The sequence below is a fragment of the Simiaoa sp. genome (assembly GCF_051972595.1).
GTDB classification, from domain to species: domain Bacteria; phylum Bacillota; class Clostridia; order Lachnospirales; family Lachnospiraceae; genus Acetatifactor; species Acetatifactor hominis.
In genome coordinates, this window is record NZ_JBOKRY010000008.1 from 69,086 (window position 1) to 86,807 (window position 17,722).

Below are 17,722 nucleotides of genomic sequence, written 5' to 3' on the forward strand. Positions count from 1 at the left end.
ACTGCTGTGAGAAATATTTTCAAGTAGAAGTTTTATGTTTTCTATGATTTTCTCAAAAAAGCGAAGCTGTATGTTCCCGATGTCCGTCCATCCAAACCGTGCTCGGACAAACACGCAGCATTCATTGACTTTATGTGGAAATTGTGATATTTTTATAACAAATTAGTTGATTGTCTTGAAAAATGCTTGATTTGCAGGCATATTCGCAGGTTTGCAGATTGATTTTACTACTCATTTACTACTTTTAATGAATTGAGCCTTGATATGCAAAAAGCACCTGCGGACTGCCGGATAGACCGCTGCACCACCTTACGCGGCACGTCGAAAAGAAAAAATAAAATAAGCACCACCTATAAGGCGGCGTTTCTCACTCCTACACAGGAGAACAGGAACGCTGCTTTTTTTATGCCCTCGTGTTATGCAGTAAGGGCAAACAAAGCCTTGATTTATGCGGCTCTTAGAGCGTGGAAATGAGAAAGACAAGGGTTGATACCTTTTCCCTCAAAACCGCGTTTCTACTGCGTAACAAATCCAACGAAAAGGAGTGACGAAGCTATGGCAGTTTTCCGCGTGGAAAAGAACAAAGGTTATACCGTTATGAGCAACCACCATTTACGCAACAAGGAGCTTTCCTTAAAGGCAAAGGGCTTGTTGTCGCAAATGCTCTCACTTCCCGAAGATTGGGACTACACCCTTGCAGGACTGTCCCTTATCAACCGGGAAAAGATTGACGCTATCCGGGAAGCAGTACGGGAACTGGAAAATGCCGGATATATACAGCGTTCAAGGGAACGTGATGAGAAAGGATGCTTACGCGGTACAACGTATGTTATCTATGAGCAGCCGCCTAAGTTGGATTTACCTACATTGGAAAAACCAACATTGGATAATCCAACATTGGAAAAGCCTATGTTGGAAAAACCTACGTTGGAAAATCCAACGCAATTAAATAAAGAACTATTAAAGACTAACTTACCAACAAAAGAAAAATTAAATACAGATATATCAAGTACCCATTCCATTCCTTTCCATTCCCTAAATCCCTCTCCCTTAGAGGACGCGGCACAGCCGCCGGAACGGAAGCGAAAGGAAACGACAGACGCATATAGCGTGTATGAGGAAATCATCAAGGACAATATCGAGTACGACTATCTGATACAGGATAGATACCTTGACCGGGACAGGATAGAGGAAATCCTTGCCCTTATTCTTGAAACTGTCTGCACCAAACGAAGAACAATCCGTATCGCCGGGGACGACCACCCGGCAGAGCTTGTAAAAGCAAAATTTATGAAACTGAACAGCGAACATATCCGCTTTGTACTGGACTGTATGCAGGAAAACACCACCAAAATCCGCAACATCAAGCAGTACATGAAAGCTGCCCTTTTCAATGCCCCGTCTACGATTGGCAACTATTACACGTCCCTTGTATCTCACGATATGTACGGCGGGCGTACTATCCAGTCGGCAAGAAGCAAGGGCATACCCGATTACACCTGCAACGAGGGCGAAAGCCTGTAAACCAACCCAAAGGAGGATTTTATGATGACACAGAAAACAGGAGCTTTGATTTTTGATGAAACCGCTGACCGCTACGACATTCGCTTTGACGTAAACGACTATTACGGGGGCTTGCATTGCGGCGACTGCATGGAGGTCTTTGTGCGGGGCAAATGGAAGCCGACCCGTATGGAGTACGGGGACAACTGGTATCTTGTGGGTATTCGGGCGGCAGACCTTTCCGGGCTGCGGGTACGGATTTAACAGGGCGGCGTGAAAGCGGACGCTCTTTTTTCATGCCCGCCCCGCTTCCCGGCGGCGGGCATACCACCATAGAACACGAAAGGAGGACACCCATTGCAGGAGGAAACTAACGAAAAGACCATAGCCCTTTACATCAAGACCGGGAAGCTGACGGCACAGCAGCTCCAAAAGGCTATGAAAGCCCTGCTTGCACAGATGAAAAAGCAGCATGACAGACAGAAAATCCCGCATGGAAAGCAGACCCTAAAGCAGCTTATGAAGCAGAACGCGGGCATTTCCAACATTGAAATCACAAAGGACAATATCAAAGCCTTTGAGAGTACGGCGAAAAAATACGGGATTGACTTTGCCCTAAAGAAAGACAGCACCGAAACCCCGCCCCGTTATCTTGTGTTTTTCAAGGGACGGGACGCGGACGCACTGACCGCAGCCTTTAAGGAGTTTTCCGCAAAGAAGCTGACGCAGGAACAAAAGCCCTCTATCCGCAAGCTGATTGTTTCCCTCAAAGAAAAGGCGGCGGCTCTGAACGCGCAGCGGGACAAAGTAAAAAACAAAGACAGGGGGATTGCAAGATGAACGCTATCAACTGGAAAAAGCTGCTGCTTCCCAACATTCCCTATCTGCTCTTTGTGTATCTCTTTGATAAAGTCGGGCAGGCGGTACGCCTTGCGCCGGGGGCTGACCTGTCCGGCAAGGTGCTTTCCCTTGCAGACGGCTTTTCCGCTGCCTTTACAAATCCGCTTCCGAGCCTTGCCCGTATGGATTTGCTTATCGGTATTGTGGGGGCTGTCCTTATCCGGCTGATTGTCTATGTAAAAGGCAAGAACGCGAAGAAATACCGCAAAGGTATCGAATACGGCTCTGCCCGTTGGGGGACTGCCGAAGATATTAAGCCCTACACCGACCCGGTATTTCAAAATAATGTGCTGCTGACACAGACGGAACGGCTTACCATGAACAGCCGCCCAAAGCAGCCGAAGTATGCAAGGAATAAAAATATCCTTGTTATCGGGGGAAGCGGCAGCGGCAAGACGAGATTTTTCGTGAAGCCCAACTTAATGCAAATGCACTCAAGCTACGTTGTAACTGACCCGAAAGGTACGGTTTTAGTCGAGTGCGGGAGGCTCTTGCATCGGGGCGGCTACCGGATAAAAGTGCTGAACACGATTAACTTCAAAAAAAGCATGAAATACAATCCCTTTGCCTATCTCCGCAGCGAGAAAGACATTTTGAAACTGGTAAACACTTTGATTGCCAACACCAAAGGGGACGGGGAAAAAGCCGGGGAGGATTTTTGGGTAAAATCGGAACGGCTCTTTTACTGCGCCCTTATCGGCTACATTTGGTACGAAGCCCCGGAGGAAGAAAAGAACTTCACGACGCTGCTTGAAATGATAAATGCGTCGGAAGCCCGCGAGGACGACCCGGAATTTCAGTCCCCCGTTGACCTTATGTTTGAACGGTTGGAGGGAAAAGACCCGGAACACTTTGCCGTCCGGCAGTATAAGAAATTTTTGTTATCTGCGGGAAAGACAAGAAGCTCTATCCTCATTTCCTGCGGTGCGCGGCTTGCCCCCTTTGACATTAAAGAGCTGCGCGACCTTATGGAAACCGACGAAATGGAGCTTGACACCATAGGCGACCGCAAGACCGCCCTGTTTGTTATCATTTCCGACACCGACGATACATTTAACTTTGTTGTGAGTATTCTTTACACGCAGCTTTTCAATCTGCTTTGCGACAAGGCAGATGATGAATACGGCGGCAGGCTGCCAGTCCATGTGCGCTGTCTGTTAGACGAGTTTGCAAATATCGGGCAGATACCGAAGTTTGAAAAGCTCATAGCCACCATACGAAGCCGGGAAATCTCCGCTTCAATCATTTTGCAGAGCCAGTCGCAGCTAAAAGCCATTTACAAGGACAACGCCGATACCATAGCCGGCAACTGCGACACCACCCTGTTCTTGGGCGGCAAGGAGAAAACCACCCTCAAAGAAATGTCGGAAATCTTGGGGAAAGAAACCATTGACAGCTTCAACACTTCCGAGAACCGGGGGCGGGAGGTATCACATGGACTGAACTATCAGAAGTTAGGCAAGCAGCTTATGACGGAAGATGAAATAGCAGTCATGGACGGCGGGAAATGTATCTTGCAGCTACGAGGGGTGCGCCCGTTCTTCTCTGATAAGTACGACATTACAAAACACCCCAACTATAAATACCTGTCCGACTATGACAAGAAAAATACTTTTGATATGGAAAAGCATTTAAGACGCAGACCCGCCCTTGTGAAGCCGGACGAACCCTTTGACTATTACGAAATCAGCGAAGCAGATTTGCAGGAGGACACCGCCCATGAATAGACGTATCCGAAAGAAACAGGATAAGAAAATCACAGAAGCCATAAACGGGCTTATTTTCATTGCCGAGCGACGGGAGCAACAGCGACAGGCAGCTATCCGGCAGTTTGTAAAACGGTGTGAAACCCTGTATGAGCAGCAGCGAAAGGAGGAATTGACGCAGTAACAAAGAAACAGATAACTTACAGAATACGCGCCCCTACAAAAATTCCTATCGCTAACAACTGAATACCGCCGCGCGGCAGACACATAGGCAGCGCGGGGACTTATGACCGCGGCAGTTACAAAACTGACCGCCGTTTTTTATGCCCTTTTATGGGGCAAGCCGCATTTGCGGCAGAAAGGAGCTTTATGGAATTTTTTAACTCTGCTATCGACGTATTACAGACCCTTGTTATCGCACTGGGCGCAGGCTTAGGCATTTGGGGCGTTATCAACCTCTTAGAGGGATATGGAAACGACAACCCAGGTGCAAAATCACAGGGCATTAAGCAGCTTATGGCGGGCGGCGGCGTTGCCCTTATTGGCACTATCCTTGTACCGCTTCTTTCCGGTCTGTTCGGATAAGTTTACGGAGGGTAGCCTATGGAGAGCATACTTGACGCGATTAACGAATGGATAAAGGAAATCCTTATCGGCGCGATAAACGGTAATCTGTCAACGATGTTCGGGGACGTAAACGAAAAAGTAGGCACCATTGCAGCGGAGGTAGGCAAGACCCCGCAGGGGTGGAACGCAAACATTTTCAACATGATACAAAATCTGTCGGAAAATGTGATTGTACCCATTGCGGGGCTTGTCATTACCTATGTCCTCTGTTATGAGCTTATCAGCATGGTAACGGAAAAAAACAATATGCACGACGTTGACACATTCATGTTCTTTAAGTGGTTTTTCAAAGCCTTTGTTGCCGTTTTCTTGGTAACACATACCTTTGATATTACTATGGCGGTGTTTGATATGGCGCAGCATATTGTGTCCGGCGCGGCGGGGGTAATCGGCGGCGATACGAATATCGACGTAACCGAAGCCCTTGCCGCCATGCAGGAGGGACTAAAAGATATGGAAATCCCCGAACTACTGTTACTTGTCATGGAAACGAGCCTTGTAAGCCTTTGTATGAAAATCATGTCCGTACTGATAACCGTTATCCTCTACGGCAGAATGATTGAGATATACGCCTACTGTTCCGTTTCCCCTATCCCTTTTGCCACCATGACAAACCGGGAATGGGGACAGATTGGGAACAACTACCTAAAGGGGCTGTTTGCACTTGGTTTTCAAGGCTTCCTCATTATGATATGCGTCGGCATTTATGCGGTTTTGGTAGGCGAAATGGTCTTAGCGGACAACCTGCACAGCGCGATTTTTTCCCTTGCAGCCTATACCGTTATCCTCTGTTTCTCCCTGTTCAAATCCGGCGCACTGGCAAAATCTATATTCAACGCCCACTAAGGGCAGAAAGGAGGTTTTTTCTTGGCGTATGTACCTGTACCCAAAGACTTATCCAAAGTCAAAACAAAAGTCGCTTTCAATCTGACAAAGCGGCAAATCCTTTGTTTTTCAGTGGCACTTCTTATGGGACTGCCACTTTTCTTTTTGTTCAAAGACAGCGCAGGGACGAGCCTTGCGGCAATGGCAATGATTGTCGTCATGCTTCCCTGCTTCTTGGTTGCCATGTATGAAAAGCATGGGCAGCCCCTTGAAGTGGTTGTAAAGAACATCATTCAGACAAAATTGACCCGCCCCAAAGTGCGACCGTATCAGACGAAAAACCTGTATGCACTCTTGGAGAAACAGCGGGCATTAGAAAAGGAGGTATCAGCGATTGTCAAAAGGACAGACAAAAAAGACGCGGGAAGCCGCAGGAAACAGGCGTAAGCTGACCCGCGCGGAAAAGAAACAGATAGCGGCGGTTATCCGGCAGGCAAAGGGGGACGGCAAAGCCCACACCGCACAGCAGACCATTCCCTACCTTGCCATGTACCCGGACGGTATCTGCAAAGTGGCACAGCGGAAATATTCAAAGAGCATTGCCTTTGAGGACATCAACTATCAGCTTGCACAGGCAGACGATAAGACCGCCATTTTTGAAAACTGGTGCGATTTTCTCAACTACTTTGACGCAAGCGTGAACGTGCAGCTTTCTTTCATCAATCAAGGCTCACAGCAGGAACAGGCAGCGCTGGCAATCCATATCCCGCTGCAAAATGACGATTTTAACTCTATCCGCACTGAGTATTCCGATATGCTGAAATCGCAGCTTGCCAAAGGGAACAACGGGCTTGTCAAGCATAAGTACATCACATTTTCCATTGAAGCGGACAATCCGGCGGCAGCAAGGGCGCGGCTTTCCCGTATTGAAACAGACGTACTCAATAATTTTAAGGTGCTTGGGGTATCGGCGCACCCCTTATCCGGCTATGAACGCCTAAAGGTGCTGCATGGGGTATTCCACCCGGCAGGCGAGCCGTTCTCATTCTCTTATGACTGGCTGACCCCGACGGGGCTTACCACAAAGGACTTTATCGCCCCGTCCTCTTTCAAGTTCGGGGAGGGACGCTACTTTGCTATGGGGAAAAAGACGGGGGCGGTATCGTTCCTTGAAATCCTTGCCCCGGAGTTAAACGACCGTATCTTAGCGGATATGTTGGACTTGGAAACAGGCGTTATTGTCAATCTCCACATTAAAAGTATCGACCAGTCGGAAGCAATCAAGACCATTAAGCGCAAAATCACTGACCTTGACAAGATGAAGATTGAGGAACAGAAAAAAGCGGTTAGAAGCGGTTACGATATGGATATAATCCCGTCCGACCTTGCCACCTTTGGAAATGAAGCAAAGAACCTGTTGCAGGATTTACAGAGCCGCAACGAGCGAATGTTTCTTCTCACGTTCCTTGTGGTAAACATGGCAGACACGAAGCGGAAACTGGAAAATGACATTTTCGCGGCGGCGGGCATTGCACAGAAATACAACTGCGCCCTGACCCGTCTTGACTATCAGCAGGAAGCGGGGCTGATGTCCTCTATCCCTTTGGGGGAGAACCTTATCCCGATACAACGGGGACTTACCACATCAAGCACCGCTATTTTTATCCCGTTCATCACGCAGGAGCTATTTCAGACCGGGTCTGCCCTGTATTATGGGCTGAACGCTTTAAGCAACAACATGATACTCTGCGACCGCAAGCAGCTTAAAAACCCGAATGGGCTTATCTTGGGAACACCGGGCAGCGGAAAATCCTTTGCGGCAAAGCGGGAAATCACAAACGCCTTTCTCATTACTGACGATGATATTTTTATCTGCGACCCGGAAGCCGAGTATTTTGCCCTTGTCAAGCGGCTTGGCGGGCAAGTGATACGCTTATCCCCGACCGGGAAAGGCATGGACGGCAAGCCCCAGTATGTGAACCCTATGGATATGAACCTTAATTACAGCGAGGACGACAGCCCCCTTGCACTGAAAAGTGATTTTATCCTGTCCCTCTGCGAGCTTGTCATTGGCGGCAAGGAGGGCTTGCAGCCCGTTGATAAGACCGTCATTGACCGCGCCGTAAGGAATGTGTACCGGGACTACCTTGCTGACCCCGACCCGGCAAAAATGCCTATCTTGGGCGACCTTTACGACGAGCTGTTAAAACAGCCGGAGCCGGAAGCTGCCCGCATTGCAGCGGCATTGGAGCTGTATGTTTCCGGCAGTCTTAACGTATTCAACCACAGAACGAATGTGGAGCTTTCTAACCGCCTTGTCTGCTTTGACATTAAGCAGCTTGGGAAGCAGCTCAAAAAGTTAGGTATGCTCATTGTGCAAGACCAGATATGGAACCGCGTTACCATTAACCGGGCAGAAAAGAAATCTACCCGCTACTATATGGACGAATTTCACTTGCTCTTAAAAGAGGAACAGACCGCCGCTTACAGTGTGGAGATTTGGAAGCGTTTTAGAAAATGGGGAGGCATACCCACAGCTATCACGCAGAACATTAAGGACTTGCTTGCTTCCCGCGAGGTGGAAAATATCTTTGAAAACTCTGATTTTGTCCTCATGCTCAATCAGGCACAGGGCGACCGGGCTATCCTTGCAAAGCAGTTAAATATCAGCCCACAGCAGATGAAGTATGTAACCCACACCGAAGCAGGCGAGGGACTTATCTTTTATGGGAATGTGGTGCTTCCCTTTGTAGACCATTTCCCGAAAGATACCGAGCTTTACCGCATTATGACGACGAAGCCGGAGGAAGTGAGCAGCCTATGAAACAGTTAAAACCACGCGATAAAATCACGCAGAAAATGACCCGCGACGGTGCGGTGGAAATCAATGAAACACAGCAGACTGCCGAGCGTATCAGCAGCCGGGAAGCAGACAGCGACTTTTCACAGCCGGACACCGCTACCGCAGAGCGTGTCATGGAACACCTTGACGCAGCCCATACCCGAAAGGCAAGCAAAAAGGCAGTCAAGAAAGCACAGGAAGCGGCTGTTTTGCGTACTTCCACTTCACGCTTGCAGTTTACCGACGAGGAACGGGAAACGCCAAAACTGCAACCCTACATCAAAAAATCGGAAAAAGCAGCCGACAAACTGGACGCAGCAAAGGCAGCTCTCCCGAAGCAGAAGAAACTTGTAAAAGAGCGCACCTTTGAGGAAACCACCGGAAAGGCAAAGACCCGTTTACGCTTTGAAGAACAGGAAAAGCCGATACCCGGCGGCAAAGCCCACAGTAACCCGTTATCCCACCCCGCGCAGGAAGCGGGTATTTTTGTTCACAACAAAATCCATAGCGTCGAGAAAGATAATTCCGGTGTGGAGGGCGCGCACAAATCGGAGGAACTTGCCGAGCGCGGCGCAAGGTACGGGACAAGAAAATTAAAACAGGGCTACCGCAGCCATAAGCTGAAACCCTACCGGGAAGCGGCAAAGGCAGAACAGGCAGCGTTTAAGGCAAACGTCAATTTTCAGTATCACAAAGCCTTGCAGGAGAACCCGCAGCTTACAAGCAATCCCTTTTCCCGGTTCATGCAGAAACAGAAAATCAAACGCCAGTATGCAAAAACCGTAAAGAAAAGCGGCTCAGCCACCGCCAAAGCTGCCGCCGGAGCGTCCCAAACAGCAGCAAAGAAAGCGGCTGCCTTTGCAGGACGACACCCGGCAGGCGTGATAATCGCTATCGCCGCGCTGCTTCTGTTCATCATGGTATCCGTAGGGCTTTCCTCTTGTGGGGCAATGTTTTCCGGCAGCATGAACAGCGTGTTAGGGACTTCCTACACGTCCGAGGACAGCGACCTTGTGGCAACGGAACAGAGCTATGCTGCAATGGAAAATGAGCTGCAACAGGAAATTGACAATATCGAAAGCACCCACAGCGGCTATGATGAATACCGCTATGACCTTGATACTATCGGGCATAACCCCCACGAATTAGCGTCGTACTTGACTGCCCTTTTGCAGAGTTACACCCCGCAGAGCGCACAGGCAGAGCTAAAACGGCTGTTCGGCTTACAGTACACCTTGACGCTGACGGAAGAAATCGAGATACGCACCACCACCGACGAGGAGGGCAACGAGGAAGAATACGAATACCGTATCTTAAATGTGAAACTGACAAACAAGCCGATTGCTTCCCTTGCGGAAGAACTGCTGAACCCACAGCAGTTTGAAATGTTCAAGGTGTACTTACAGACACAGGGCAACAAACCGTTGATTTTTGGCGGCGGCTCTCCCGACGGAAGCCCGTCCGAGGATTTAAGCGGCGTGGAGTTTGTAAACGGCACACGTCCCGGAAACCCGGAGCTTATGGAGCTTGCAAAACAGCAGGTCGGAAACGTGGGCGGCTACCCTTACTGGTCTTGGTACGGCTTTAACAGCCGCGTGGAATGGTGCGCCTGCTTTGTGTCATGGTGCTACAATCAAGCCGGAAAAAGCGAACCCCGCTTTGCGGGCTGCGAATGGCAGGGCGTTCCTTGGTTCCAGTCAAGGGGACAATGGGGCGCACGCGGCTATGAGAATATCGCACCGGGCGACGCTATCTTTTTCGACTGGGATTTAGACGGCGTTGCCGACCATGTGGGGCTTGTGCTTGGCAGGGACGGAAGCCGCGTCTATACCGTTGAGGGCAATTCCGGCGACGCCTGCAAGATTAAAAGCTATGACCTCAACTATCAATGTATCAAAGGCTACGGGCTGATGAACTGGTAAGCAGCCCCGAAAAGAAAGGAGAATTTATTTTATGGCAAACAACAAAATCGACCGTATCAATAAGGAAATCGCAAAGACCCGCGAGAAAATCACAGAGTATCAGAACAAGTTAAAAGGACTGGAAGCGCAGAAAACCGAAGCGGAAAACCTTGAAATCGTGCAGCTTGTACGCGCTATGCGACTTACCCCGCAGGAATTAAATGCTATGCTGTCCGGCGGCGGTATTCCCGGCATGAACGCCGCACCCGCTACCGAAGCGGCAGACTACGAAGAACAGGAGGACAATGCAGATGAAAAATAAACTCAAACAGACCATGACTGCCCTTTGTGCCGCCCTTATCCTTATGGGCGGTTTTTCTGTCCCTGCCTATGCGCAGGGAACAGCCGCAGAGCCACCCACAGAGGACGCGACCAACGACAGCAATGTAGTGGTGGAAGAACCGGAAACGCCGCCCCTTACCCCAAAGGGCAACGCAACACTGGTGGACGATTTCGGCGGCAATAAGCAGCTTATCACTGTTACCACCAAAGGCGGCAACTACTTTTATATCCTCATTGACCGGGCAGCCGAGGGGGAACAGACCGTACATTTCCTTAATCAAGTGGACGAAGCCGACCTTATGGCACTGACCGAAACCGGGGAAGCCACGAAAAAGCCGGAAGTCTGCAACTGTACGGAAAAATGCGAAGTCGGAAAGGTAAATACGTCCTGCCCGGTATGTGCAACTACTCTGACAGGCTGCACAGGCAAGGAACCCACGCCAACACCCACCGAGCAGCCGGAAGAACCCAAAGAAAAAGACGGCAATCCCGGCGCGGTGCTTGCCTTAGTCCTCTTTGTGCTGCTTGGTGGCGGCGCGGCGTTCTACTACTTTAAGTTTGTAAAACCGAAGCATAACGTGAAAGGAAGCACCGACCTTGAAGATTTTGACTTTGAGGATTACGACGAGGACGAGCCGGAAGCAGATACCGGGGAAGTTTCCAAAGAGGAAGAAACGGAGGACGAGGAAGTATGACCCTGTTTACCGACAATCCCTTTGAAAAGATGATGATACAGAAGCCGGACTATGGCAAACGGGAAAAATCCCCGCCGGAGCTTTCTTCCCCACGCTGCGCGGGCTGCCCTTACAAGGGGCAGTCCCCTTGTGTGGGGTACTGTATGAGAAAACTGGAAAACAAACGACAGACCGAACGATAAAAGGAGGAATTATCATTGATTTTAGTTATCGCAGAAAAGCCCAGTGTGGCACAGACAATCGCTGCCGTACTTGGGGCAAAGGAAAAGAAAGACGGATTTCTCACAGGAAGCGGCTATATCGTTTCTTGGTGCGTGGGACATTTGGTAGGGCTTTCCGAAGCTGCCGCCTACGGGGAGCAGTATAAAAAGTGGAGCTATGACAGCTTACCGATTTTGCCGCAGGAATGGAAGTACACCGTTGCTTCTGACAAGGAAAAGCAATTCAAGACCTTAAAGGAACTTATGCACCGGGCAGACGTTTCCGAAGTCGTCAATGCCTGCGACGCGGGGCGCGAGGGAGAACTCATTTTCCGTTTTGTCTACGAAGTTGCCGGGTGCAGGAAGCCCACGCGCCGCTTGTGGATTTCCTCAATGGAAGAAGCTGCTATCAAAGAGGGCTTTTCTCATCTGAAGAACGGCGAAGCATACGACGCGCTCTTTGCTTCCGCATTATGCAGGGCAAAGGCTGACTGGCTAATCGGTATCAACGCCACCCGTCTTTTTTCTGTCCTTTACAACCATACCTTGAATGTGGGACGCGTACAGACCCCGACCTTAAAAATGCTTGTTGACCGGGACGCGGCGATTACCACGTTCAAGAAAGAAAAATACTATCATGTGCGCCTGTCCTTATCCGGCGCGGAAGCTGCAAGCGAAAAACTGTCTGACCGTTCCGAAGCTGACAGGCTGAAAGCTGCTTGTGAAGCGTCAAAAGCAGTCTGTACTTCCCTTGTGAAAGAGAAAAAGACCGCAGCCCCGCCGAAGCTCTTTGACCTTACTTCTTTGCAGAGGGAAGCAAACCGCCTGTTCGGATATACCGCAAAGCAGACCCTTGACCTTGCACAAGCCCTGTATGAAAAGCGTTTGCTTACTTATCCGAGAACCGACAGCGCATTTCTGACCGACGACATGGGCGACACAGCGGCGGGCATTATCAAGCTGCTTTGTGGGAAATTTTCTTTTATGGCGGGCATGGACTTTGCGCCGGAGCTTGCAAAAGTGCTGAACAGTAAAAAGGTATCAGACCACCATGCCATTATCCCGACTATGGAGCTTGCAAAGACCGACCTTGCCGCGCTGCCGGAAAGCGAAAGGAATATCCTTACCCTTGCCGGGGCGCGTCTGCTCATGGCGACCGCCGCAGTACATACCTTTGAAGCGGTTACGGCTACATTTGAATGTGCCGGACAGTCCTTTACCGCAAAGGGAAAAACAGTGCTGTACGACGGGTGGAAAGAGATTGACCGCCGTTACCGGGCAGCCTTAAAGAACAAGCCCGAAACGGACGACGCAGACAGCGACACAGAAAAGACCCTGCCGCCATTTACCGAGGGACAGACCTTTGAAAATCCGGCGGCAACGGTAACGGAACATGACACAACACCGCCAAAACCTCACAACGAAGCGTCGCTGCTCTCTGCTATGGAGCACGCCGGAAGCGAGGACACCGACCCGGACGCAGAACGCAAAGGGCTTGGAACTCCCGCCACCCGCGCCGCCGTCATTGAAAAACTGGTAAAGGGCGGTTTTGTGGAGCGAAAAGGCAAGCAGCTACTTCCCACAAAGGACGGTATCAACCTTGTGTGCGTCCTGCCGGACACCTTGACAAGCCCGCAGCTTACCGCAGAATGGGAAAACAATCTGACACAGATTGCAAAAGGCAAGGCAGACCCCGCCGCATTTATGGAGGGTATTGAGAATATGGCGCGGGAACTGGTAAAGACGTACCCGTTTCTTTCTGATGATAAAGCGCAGATGTTCAAGCCGGAACGGGAAGCGTTGGGAAGCTGCCCCCGCTGCGGTTCTCCTGTCTATGAGGGCAAGAAGAATTACTATTGCAGCAATAAGGAATGTATCTTTACCATGTGGAAAAATGACCGTTTCTTTGAAGAACGAAAAGTAACCTTTACCCCGAAGATTGCCGCCGCGCTCTTACAATCCGGCAAGGTAAATGTGAAAAAGCTCTATTCCCCAAAGACGGGCAAGACCTACGACGGAACTATCGTATTGGCTGATACGGGCGGGAAATATGTCAACTACCGGGTGGAGCTTCCGAAGAAAAAATAACTGAATAGCAAGCATAGGAAAAGAGTACCCTTTTCCGTAAAATTCCTGCTTTCTCTACCGAGAACGGCGGGGATTTTTGCTTGTTGGGAAGTTTCCCAAACCCTCTGAAATCTTGAAAAAATATCTAAACTCTTTGGCAAAAACGCGGGCGCGGGGTACTGAATGATGAAACTGGAAAGCGCAGCGTCCGCGCTGCCTTTGGGAAAGGAGGTTACACATGGCAAATTTACGGGACACCGTAAAAGACTATCAAGAAGAATTAAGGGACGGTATCGCTTGGGTGGCGTTTTGGAAAACGGGACGTTCTTGGAACGCGGAATATTTCCACCTTGAAATGGGCGATATTCTCTACCCGGAGGACAGAAGCCGCATGGAAGAAATCAAACAGGCTGACCCTGCCGCCGTTGTGGTAAACGGCTATTATTCCGGCTATCTTGGCGAGGACAGGAACCTTGACGAACTGACCGCCGGGGTGCGCCGCCACTACGAAAACGGATATAGCAATATCGGGGAATTTATCGAAGCCCACGACGACAGGCTGCCGCCGGAGCTTATCGAGGAAGCAAGAGCCGCCGCCCACGCTGCGGGGCTGCCTTTTTCTGAAAAAGCCTACCGGGGCGGCGAAGAACCCGACCCCTATCTATTTGACGGGAGCATGAGCATGGAGGACTACGAGCTTATGCACCGCATGATTGAGAAAGAAAGGAGTGAGCGCATGGAAGAAACGATTTTAAGCGGGTATCTTTCTAATCTTGGAAAGTACACCGAGGGCAGACCTGCGGGCGAATGGGTATCATTCCCCACGACTGCTGAACATTTGAAAGAAGTCTTTGACCGTATCGGGATAGACGGCAAAAACTACGGGGAGCTGCACATCACAGAATATCAGTCCTCTATTCCGGGACTGGCAGGGAAATTGACCGAGCTTGAAAGCCTTGACGAACTGAACTATTTGGGCGAGCTTTTGAAAATGCAGTTTGACGACGACCGGGAAAAATTTGCTGCGGCTATCACATACGGCGACCATACAAGGGACTTGCAGGACATTATAAACCTTGCACAAAATCTTGACTGTTACTGGATTTATCCGTCCGTAAAAACCGAGGAAGATTACGGGCATTATCTGATTGAAGAACTGGACGAGTTGGAGCTGCCGGAAGAAGCAAAAAACTATTTTCTCTATGAGGAATACGGGCGGGACGCTGCTATCAATGACGGGGGCAGATTTACCGAGCAGGGATATATCTACAACAACCGCAACACCTTTACACAGTGGTATGACGGACGGGACGTGCCGGAGGAATATCGGGTAACACCGCAGCCGCCAGTACAGGAAAAGGAACAGGCAGACCTTGACGCTGCCGCAGCCATACCGACCACTGCCACAGAGCAGCCCCCGGTTCTCCCGATTATCCTATCTTCCGAAAAGCCCGCCAACAAAATGAAAGAGATTACCGACCGACTGGAACAGGGCATTTTGGGGATTTATGAAAGCGACCGTTACGCCGACTATCTGCGTACTATGTCTAAATTCCATGATTACAGCCTAAACAATACAATCCTTATCGCCATGCAGGGCGGCAACCTTGTAAAAGGCTATAAACAATGGGAAAAGGAATTTGACCGCCATGTAAAGCCGGGGGAAAAAGCTATCAAGATAATTGCGCCCACGCCCTTTACCGTTAAGAAACAGGTGGAAAAAATCGACCCGGACACGCAAAAGCCTGTTTTCGATAAGAACGGGAAAGCCGTTACCGAGGAAAAGGAAATCCAAATCCCCGCCTTTCGTGTGGTATCTGTTTTTGACGTGTCGCAGACCGAGGGTAAGGAGTTGCCCGACCTTGGGATAAAGGAGCTTACGGGCGACGTGGAACAGTATCAGGATTTTTTCGCTGCCCTTGAAAAAACTTCCCCCTTTGCTATGGGATTTGAAGCACTAAGCGGCAGTATAAAAGGACGCTGCAATTATGAGGAAAAGTGTATTCTCATCAACGAGGGCATGGACGAATTGCAGAATATCAAGACCGCTATCCATGAAATTGCCCATGCGACACTCCATGACATAGACAAAGACGCGCCGGAACGTCCCGACCGCCGCACCCGCGAGGTACAGGCAGAAAGCGTCGCCTATGTCGTTTGCCAACACTACGGGCTTGATACGTCGGACTATTCCTTTGGATATATCGCCGGGTGGAGCAGCGGAAAAGAACTTGCAGAACTGAAAGGCTCTCTTGAAACAATCCGCAGCACCGCCGCAAGTCTGATTGATACCATAGACGGACATTTTGCAGAAATCCAAAAGGCACAGGATAAGGAACAGACCACCGAACAGGCACAGACCCCACAGGAAGCTACCATACAGCCCGAAGCAGAAGCAGCCGCGCCGGAGCTTCCCGAAGAAACAGCCCCGGTACAGGAAAAAGAAGCACAGACCGAGCCGGAAGCTGATACAGGCGCAAGCAGCGAAGCACCACAGCCGGAACAAGCTGCACCCGCCGCACCTTATTACACAATCAACGAAGCTGCCGCCAAACGTGCAAAGGACGCAAACAGTTTTTTCGATTATAAGCAAGGCAGCGCGACGGCTGAATACAGGCACTATGTAGATGAAGCCGTACAGCTTGCAGAAAGGCAGAAACAGCGGGTAGACCCGATGTACCATGAGAAAATCGACAGCCTGCTTGACACCTACGCCCGGAAACTGGCGGCGAACATGAACAAAGGCTATGAGATTGACGCGCGTGTTCCTTCTATCCTCATTGCGGGCGGCTCTAACTTCCCCACAAGGAAGAAAGAAAAGCAGAACGCAGCCCGCGACAGCAATTACCGGGAATGGCAGGACATACAAGGACTTCTTGATAAAATCCGCAGTACCGGCATGGGCGGTATCAGTGCAGACGACCCGCAGGCAGTACAGAAGTTAGAAAAGAAACTGGAAAGCCTTGAAAAATCACAGGAAACCATGAAAGCCGTAAACGCCTATTACCGTAAGCACAAGACCCTTGACGGCTGCCCGCATTTGTTGCCGGAACAGCTTGAAAAATTAAAAGCGGACATGGCGAGCAGTTGGCATTTGGGGGACAAGCCCTTTGCGACTTGGGCGTTATCCAACAACAGCGCGGAAATCCGGCGCGTGAAAGACCGTATCAAATCCCTTTCACAGCAAAAAGAAATCGGTTTTGTGGGTTGGGAATTCGACGGCGGCAAGGTGGAAGCAAACACCGAAGCGAACCGTCTGCAAATCTTCTTTGAGGATAAGCCGGACGAAGCTACGCGGGAAGCCTTAAAAAGCAACGGCTTCCGTTGGTCGCCAAAAGCCGGGGTATGGCAGCGGCAGCTTACCAGTAACGCCTATTATGCGGCTGATTATGTCAAGGCGATTGCACCTCTTACCGGGGAAAAGCCTACCGAGTTACAGCGGGCGCATATCCGGGCGCAAAAGGTAGCTACACAGGAACAATTCGCACAAGGGCAGCCGGAGCAGGAAGCCCCACAGGATAAAGACACCTTTTCCATTTATCAGATAAAAGGCGGGGACGAAACAAGGGACTTGCGTTTTGAGCCTTACGACCGTCTGATTGCCGCCGGACACCGGGTAGACGCGAAAAACTATACACTTGTCTATTCCGCACCTCTTACGCCGGGGACTTCCCTTGAAGATATTTACACCCGCTTTAATATCGACCACCCGAAAGATTTTAAGGGACACAGCCTTTCCGTTTCCGACGTGGTGGTACTTCATCAGAACGGACAGGACACCGCCCACTATGTAGACAGCTTCGGTTATAAGGACGTGCCGGAGTTTTTGCAGCCGGAAAATTATCTGAAAGCTGCCGAACAGACCACCGAGCAGAATTACAACATGATTGACGGGCAGATAAACAACACCCCGACCGCTACGGAACTGGAAGAAAAAGCAAAAGCCGGAGGACAGATTTCCCTTGCAGAATACGCCGAAGCCCTCAAAGCAGAAAAGAAACAGGCAGAGCCGGAGAAAAAGTCCTCTATCCGGGCGCAGCTTAAAGCAGCGAAAGAACAGGCACCGAAGAAACAGGCAAGACAGAAAACACAGGATTTGGAAAGGAGCTGACCT

General features: G+C 50.1%; 15 protein-coding genes. All 15 read left to right on the forward strand.

Annotated elements, in window-relative coordinates; translation table 11 throughout:
- The first annotated feature begins 555 nt into the window (after positions 1-555).
- Entirely contained in the window at positions 556-1,524 is a 969-nt protein-coding gene (locus ACTRDR_RS04895; RefSeq protein WP_097771238.1) for a DUF6017 domain-containing protein, read from the forward strand.
- Positions 1,525-1,548: 24 nt separating this feature from the next.
- A complete protein-coding gene (locus tag ACTRDR_RS04900) occupies positions 1,549-1,767 on the forward strand; it encodes a DUF5348 domain-containing protein (RefSeq protein ID WP_004611927.1) in 219 nt (72 codons plus the stop codon).
- Positions 1,768-1,860: 93 nt separating this feature from the next.
- Positions 1,861-2,343 carry a PcfB family protein gene (locus tag ACTRDR_RS04905; protein ID WP_440526372.1) on the forward strand — a complete coding sequence of 161 codons (483 nt, stop codon included), beginning with the start codon at positions 1,861-1,863 and terminating at the stop codon, positions 2,341-2,343.
- Entirely contained in the window at positions 2,340-4,130 is a 1,791-nt protein-coding gene (locus tag ACTRDR_RS04910) for a VirD4-like conjugal transfer protein, CD1115 family (RefSeq protein ID WP_097771237.1), read from the forward strand. Before ACTRDR_RS04905 ends, ACTRDR_RS04910 begins: the two co-directional genes overlap by 4 nt.
- Complete coding sequence (locus ACTRDR_RS04915) at positions 4,123-4,293, forward strand: hypothetical protein (RefSeq protein ID WP_179860393.1); 171 nt, start codon at positions 4,123-4,125, stop codon at positions 4,291-4,293. The genes ACTRDR_RS04910 and ACTRDR_RS04915 overlap by 8 nt, the downstream gene beginning before the upstream one ends.
- A 185-nt stretch (positions 4,294-4,478) precedes the next feature.
- Complete coding sequence (locus tag ACTRDR_RS04920; RefSeq protein ID WP_009906233.1) at positions 4,479-4,694, forward strand: Maff2 family protein; 216 nt, start codon at positions 4,479-4,481, stop codon at positions 4,692-4,694.
- 18 nt (positions 4,695-4,712) lie between these two features.
- Entirely contained in the window at positions 4,713-5,582 is an 870-nt protein-coding gene (locus tag ACTRDR_RS04925) for a VirB6/TrbL-like conjugal transfer protein, CD1112 family (RefSeq protein WP_015529210.1), read from the forward strand.
- Between the two features lie 21 nt (positions 5,583-5,603).
- Positions 5,604-6,008 (forward strand): PrgI family protein, encoded by a 405-nt coding sequence (locus ACTRDR_RS04930; RefSeq protein ID WP_105309320.1) that lies wholly within the window; start codon positions 5,604-5,606, stop codon positions 6,006-6,008.
- Complete coding sequence (locus ACTRDR_RS04935; RefSeq protein WP_035394372.1) at positions 5,956-8,385, forward strand: VirB4-like conjugal transfer ATPase, CD1110 family; 2,430 nt, start codon at positions 5,956-5,958, stop codon at positions 8,383-8,385. Before ACTRDR_RS04930 ends, ACTRDR_RS04935 begins: the two co-directional genes overlap by 53 nt.
- 152 nt (positions 8,386-8,537) lie before the next feature.
- Positions 8,538-10,325 (forward strand): CHAP domain-containing protein, encoded by a 1,788-nt coding sequence (locus ACTRDR_RS04940; RefSeq protein ID WP_439362997.1) that lies wholly within the window; start codon positions 8,538-8,540, stop codon positions 10,323-10,325.
- Between the two features lie 31 nt (positions 10,326-10,356).
- Positions 10,357-10,626 (forward strand): DUF4315 family protein, encoded by a 270-nt coding sequence (locus tag ACTRDR_RS04945; protein ID WP_005933780.1) that lies wholly within the window; start codon positions 10,357-10,359, stop codon positions 10,624-10,626.
- On the forward strand, positions 10,616-11,341 hold the full coding sequence (locus ACTRDR_RS04950) for a DUF4366 domain-containing protein (protein ID WP_015529207.1): 726 nt from the start codon (positions 10,616-10,618) through the stop codon (positions 11,339-11,341). Before ACTRDR_RS04945 ends, ACTRDR_RS04950 begins: the two co-directional genes overlap by 11 nt.
- Complete coding sequence (locus ACTRDR_RS04955) at positions 11,338-11,523, forward strand: hypothetical protein (RefSeq protein ID WP_015529206.1); 186 nt, start codon at positions 11,338-11,340, stop codon at positions 11,521-11,523. Before ACTRDR_RS04950 ends, ACTRDR_RS04955 begins: the two co-directional genes overlap by 4 nt.
- Positions 11,524-11,538: 15 nt before the next feature.
- Complete coding sequence (locus tag ACTRDR_RS04960; RefSeq protein ID WP_054344402.1) at positions 11,539-13,629, forward strand: DNA topoisomerase 3; 2,091 nt, start codon at positions 11,539-11,541, stop codon at positions 13,627-13,629.
- A 217-nt stretch (positions 13,630-13,846) separates the two neighbouring features.
- Complete coding sequence (locus ACTRDR_RS04965; RefSeq protein WP_440526373.1) at positions 13,847-17,719, forward strand: antirestriction protein ArdA; 3,873 nt, start codon at positions 13,847-13,849, stop codon at positions 17,717-17,719.
- Positions 17,720-17,722: the final 3 nt, after the last annotated feature.